3 protein-coding genes and 3 pseudogenes are annotated in these 4,011 nt (G+C 63.5%); 2 read left to right on the plus strand and 4 right to left on the minus strand.

Annotated features, from left to right (window positions below):
* Window positions 1-307: pseudogene (locus tag ACLP9N_RS29860) on the plus strand (slipin family protein); the annotation flags it as partial.
* A 243-nt stretch (window positions 308-550) separates the two neighbouring features.
* Here the strand turns inward: ACLP9N_RS29860 and ACLP9N_RS29865 are convergent.
* From ACLP9N_RS29865 to ACLP9N_RS29875, 3 genes and pseudogenes are all read right to left on the minus strand, one after another.
* Window positions 551-727, minus strand: a pseudogene (locus ACLP9N_RS29865) (phosphoribosyltransferase); the annotation flags it as partial.
* A gap of 124 nt (window positions 728-851) precedes the next feature.
* Window positions 852-950: pseudogene (locus ACLP9N_RS29870) on the minus strand (hypothetical protein); the annotation flags it as partial.
* A gap of 114 nt (window positions 951-1,064) precedes the next feature.
* On the minus strand, window positions 1,065-2,444 hold the full coding sequence (locus ACLP9N_RS29875) for a nicotinate phosphoribosyltransferase (RefSeq protein WP_442410748.1): 1,380 nt from the start codon (window positions 2,442-2,444) through the stop codon (window positions 1,065-1,067).
* Here ACLP9N_RS29875 and ACLP9N_RS29880 point away from each other — a divergent pair.
* Window positions 2,443-3,183, plus strand: a complete 741-nt coding sequence (locus ACLP9N_RS29880) for a hypothetical protein (RefSeq protein ID WP_442410749.1) — start codon at window positions 2,443-2,445, stop codon at window positions 3,181-3,183. The genes ACLP9N_RS29875 and ACLP9N_RS29880 overlap by 2 nt on opposite strands.
* Before the next feature lie 84 nt (window positions 3,184-3,267).
* Here the strand turns inward: ACLP9N_RS29880 and ACLP9N_RS29885 are convergent, their stop codons facing one another.
* A complete protein-coding gene (locus tag ACLP9N_RS29885; protein ID WP_442410750.1) occupies window positions 3,268-3,942 on the minus strand; it encodes a Crp/Fnr family transcriptional regulator in 675 nt (224 codons plus the stop codon).
* Window positions 3,943-4,011: the final 69 nt, after the last annotated feature.

The following is a 4,011-nucleotide window of genomic DNA, read 5'->3' on the forward strand; positions in this document are numbered from 1 at the left end:
GAAGCGGGCGATGGCCCGCCAAGCCGAGGCTGAGCGGGAGAAGCGCGCGAAGATCATTGCCGCCGAAGGTGAATCGATGGCTGCTGCCGCACTCGGTGATGCCTCGGACACCATGATGGCCCACCCCTTAGCCCTGCAGCTGCGCAATCTGCAGACTTTGGTCGAGTTGGGGGTGGACAAAAACACCACGGTGGTGTTCCCGGCGCCGCTGATGAGCGCGATCGGCGACGTTGGTGCTTTCTTCGCCCGCGAGACCGCAGCCGCCTCGGCGATATCGGAACTCAACAATTCCGTCCACCCGCGATGAGCACCAGTGATCCGCGACGACCATTGACGCGACGCACTGGGCCTTACGGTTTGCACCGAACATCACCACACGCGACCTGGCGTACGTGCAAGTGGCCTCGCGCTGCCATTCCCGTGAAGGCCAACCGGGGTGCAAGTGAACCGTATGACGTCGTTGCGTTGCTGCCAGCGACGGGCTGGAACTATTGCAGCGATTTCGTAAGCGGTGGCCCATCTGGCCCACGGCAATCGCCACGTTTGGCAACACGTCGTCCTCGCCGATAGCGCCGAAGGCCAGTTCGGGTTGGAACGGCACGCCGAGTTTGCGCACGACGAGGACGTCGAGTGGTGCCTGTAGCGCTTTGGCGCCCTCGAAGGCTACCGGGACTCCGCCTCGGGGCAGACCGGGCACGACTACATCTTGACCGCCCAAAAAGTCCATGCGCGACGCCAATTGCCGTCCGGCGTAGGCGCGATCATTGAACTGCTCATGTGCCGAGTCTGGGTTCTGTTACGGCCCGCCGGCATGGCCAGAGACCAACCGACGAAGTTCCCGAAAAGCGTTACGCATCATGACGATTGACCCCCGAATCTAGGGTTGTTGGCCATACCGAGGCAAAAGGACCGTCTGCTTTTACCAGCCACCGGAGGCGTTCTGATCGCATGCCATCCCTCTCCACTGTTGGGCTTGTGCCTGCTGTTCGCCAACCGTATGAAGGGCGAACGTGGCGCCCCGAGAGTCGTTAGCCCCCCCGATGTGGGTCTTAAGTCCCCGTCACCTACGGCCTGGACTTAGTCGCAGCGGCGGCTGCAGCTGCGGCCGTGCGTTGCTGCGCGCGACGTAGCCTTTCAAGTTCCTGTGCGATCCGTGGGCTGACAACCACCGGGTAGGACCAGTCGGTAGCTTCCAACGAACGAAGCTGAGGCGGAAGGTGATCGACCTGCTGGCGTGCCCAGCTTCGCGACGCCGGCAAGCCGTGATCGTATTGCGGAAGGCGCCGGCCGTGCTTCATGACAGGAACCAGCAGCGGCTCGCCGTCGAGCTCTTCGTCGGGCTGGCCGATCGTGTCGCCGGCGAAGACCCCGTGATCGAGTCGGCGTACTACCTGCTTGCGGCCCGGATAGATCACCTTGCCGCTGGAGAATTTGGTCCGCCCGGTCCCTTCGTACTCCACCAGTTTGTATGCCATGTCGAGCGCAGGTGCGTCTTGGGCCACAGCGAGTTTGGTTCCCACGGCGAACGCATCGATGGGGCAGCCATCATCCATCAGCGCCGCGATTCGGTATTCGTCGAGACCGGACGAAGCGAAGATTTCGACCTGGTTCAAACCCGCCGCGTCGAGCTTTGCGCGTGCCGCCTTCGACAGCGCACTCAGATCCCCGGAATCGAGCCGGATCGCTGCCACGTCGAGGTGTTCCCGATGTTTGGCGAGTTCGATGACATGATCGACACCGCGCAGGGTGTCGTACGTATCGACGAGCAAGGTTGTGCCCGGATAGAGGCGGGCGAATGCCGTAAATGCGTCGAGCTCGTCGTCGAAGGCTTGAATGAAGCTGTGAGCCATCGTGCCGAACGCGGGGATGCCGTATTCGCGGGCCGCAAGCAGGTTCGATGTGCCCGCTATGCCGGCGAGGTAGCTGGCCCGCGCGACCTTGAGCGCCGCGTCGGTGCCGTGTGCGCGCCGCGCTCCGAAATCCACCACCATTCGTCCGCGGGCGACTTCGACCACACGGGCAGCCTTGCTCGCGATTACGCTTTGCAGATGAATCTGGTTCACCACGAAGGTCTCGGCGAGTTGGGCTTCCAGAATCGGGGCGATCACCTGCACGATCGGCTCGTTGGGAAAGACGACAGTCCCTTCCGGCACCGCCCACACGTCTCCGGTGAAGCGAACTGCCGAGAGCGACTGCAGAAATTCCTCGGTAAACAGCCGCAATTCGCGCAAGTAGTCAATGTCCTCTGGATGGAATTGAAACGTTTCGAGGAAGCCGAGGACATCTGACAGGCCGGCAGCCATCACGTAGGACCTACCCTGGGGGAGCTTGCGGAACAAGGTCTCGAACACCGCTGTTCCCGACATGTGTTCAGCCATATAGGCCTGCGCCATCGTGACCTCGTAAAGGTCGGTGAACAGCGCAGGAAAGTATCGGGGAGTCATGGCGACTATTATCGGTTGTCTCTCGTTTCGCCACGCCCGCATCCGTGTGGACCCCGGGGCGGTACCCCGGGCCGGCGAGCACATGGATCAGGTCCGCAACGGCAACCGGTGGCGGGTGGCCGGGGTTGACCCCGCCACCAACTGCCTGGCCGTCGAACGAATCACCGACAAAGCTCGCGTCGTGTTCGAGGCCGACTACCTGCGCGAGCATGTCAGTCTCGAGTATGCCGCCACCGTGGCTTCTCAGCAAGGCGTCACCGCCGACACCTGTCACGCGGTCCTAAGTGAATCTGCTTCCCGCGCGGCGGCTTACGTCGCGATGACCCGCGGCCGCGACCACAACCACGCCTACATCTACACCCGTGAGGCCGGGGAAGCCGACCACGAACACCGCCACCTGCTCGCCGACGGCGAGGTCCACCAGATGCGCCGCGGCACCAAACACGCTGCGGCCCACTACTTGCGGATGATCCTGGACAATGACGACCGCCAGATCACCCTGCACGCCCAGGCCGAACGCACCCCACGCCACCAGCTGCCCGAGGTTGTCGCACACCTATTAGCGCGCAACGAACAACGCCGCAGCACCCGCCGCGAAACCTGGCGCCACCACAGCGCACAAGAAAGCGCCCGGCACGCCGCCTACCACCGCATCACCCAAACCCAGGAGAACGCCGCCGAACGCAGTCACCAACGCAGTCGCGGCATCGACGGGGATGATTACGAGCTCGAATTGTGAAGCCCTCCCACGGTGCCCTGTCGCGGTTTGCGCTAAACGATGGTTGGCCTCAACAAACCATCGATGGTCCGCCCCGACTCGCCATCAGCCGGCAGCTCGCTGCGCAAGGTTTGCAGCGTCGAGGATGAGCATGGTGTGGCTTTCCGACTGGATCCAGCCACGGTCGGCGAAAGTGCTGAGCGCCTGGTTCGTCGCCTCCCGGGACGCGCCAACCAGCTGAGCGATCTCGTCTTGCGTCAGGTCGTGGGCCACTCGCAGCGCGTCGCCTTCACGGGTGCCGAACTGTTGTGCCAGCAGCAGCAGTTGCTTGGCGACCCGTCCGGGGACGTCGGTGCAGATCTGTTCAGTCAGTTTGTTGTTGGTGCGGCGCAGCCTGCGGGCCAGTACCCGTAGCAGCTGTTCGGCAACCTCGGGGCGATCGGCCATCCATCCGCGTAGCGTGTCGCGGTCCAAAGACACCGCGCGCACCTCGGTGAGGGTGGTTGCGCTGGCGGCGCGCGGGCCGTCGTCGAAGATCGAGAGCTCGCCGAACATCTCCGGCGGGCCCATGATCGCCAGCAGGTGCTCGCGGCCGTCCGGTGAGCGGTGGCCGATCTTGACCTTCCCGGAAATGATGATGTACAGCCGGTCTGCGGGTTCTCCTTGAGCGAATACGGTCCACCGGCGCGTGAAGTCGACGGGCTGCAGTTGTTTGGTTATCGCAGCCACGGCGCTGTCGAATCCCTGAGACATTCCGGCCTTGGTAACGGTCGCGTCCACACAGCCTCCTATAGGGGTGTTGGGCAGCGTCAGGACGACAGTGCGGCGTTGCGGTAGTGGGGTCCTAAT

Source organism: Mycobacterium sp. (assembly GCF_052144515.1).
Lineage (GTDB): Bacteria > Actinomycetota > Actinomycetes > Mycobacteriales > Mycobacteriaceae > Mycobacterium.

What these genes read in the sequence shown, in the direction of transcription:
- ACLP9N_RS29875 (WP_442410748.1), bottom strand. Translation starts at nt 2,444, where the DNA reads ATGACTCCCCGATACTTTCCTGCGCTGTTCACCGACCTTTACGAGGTC.
- ACLP9N_RS29880 (WP_442410749.1), top strand. Translation starts at nt 2,443, where the DNA reads ATGGCGACTATTATCGGTTGTCTCTCGTTTCGCCACGCCCGCATCCGT.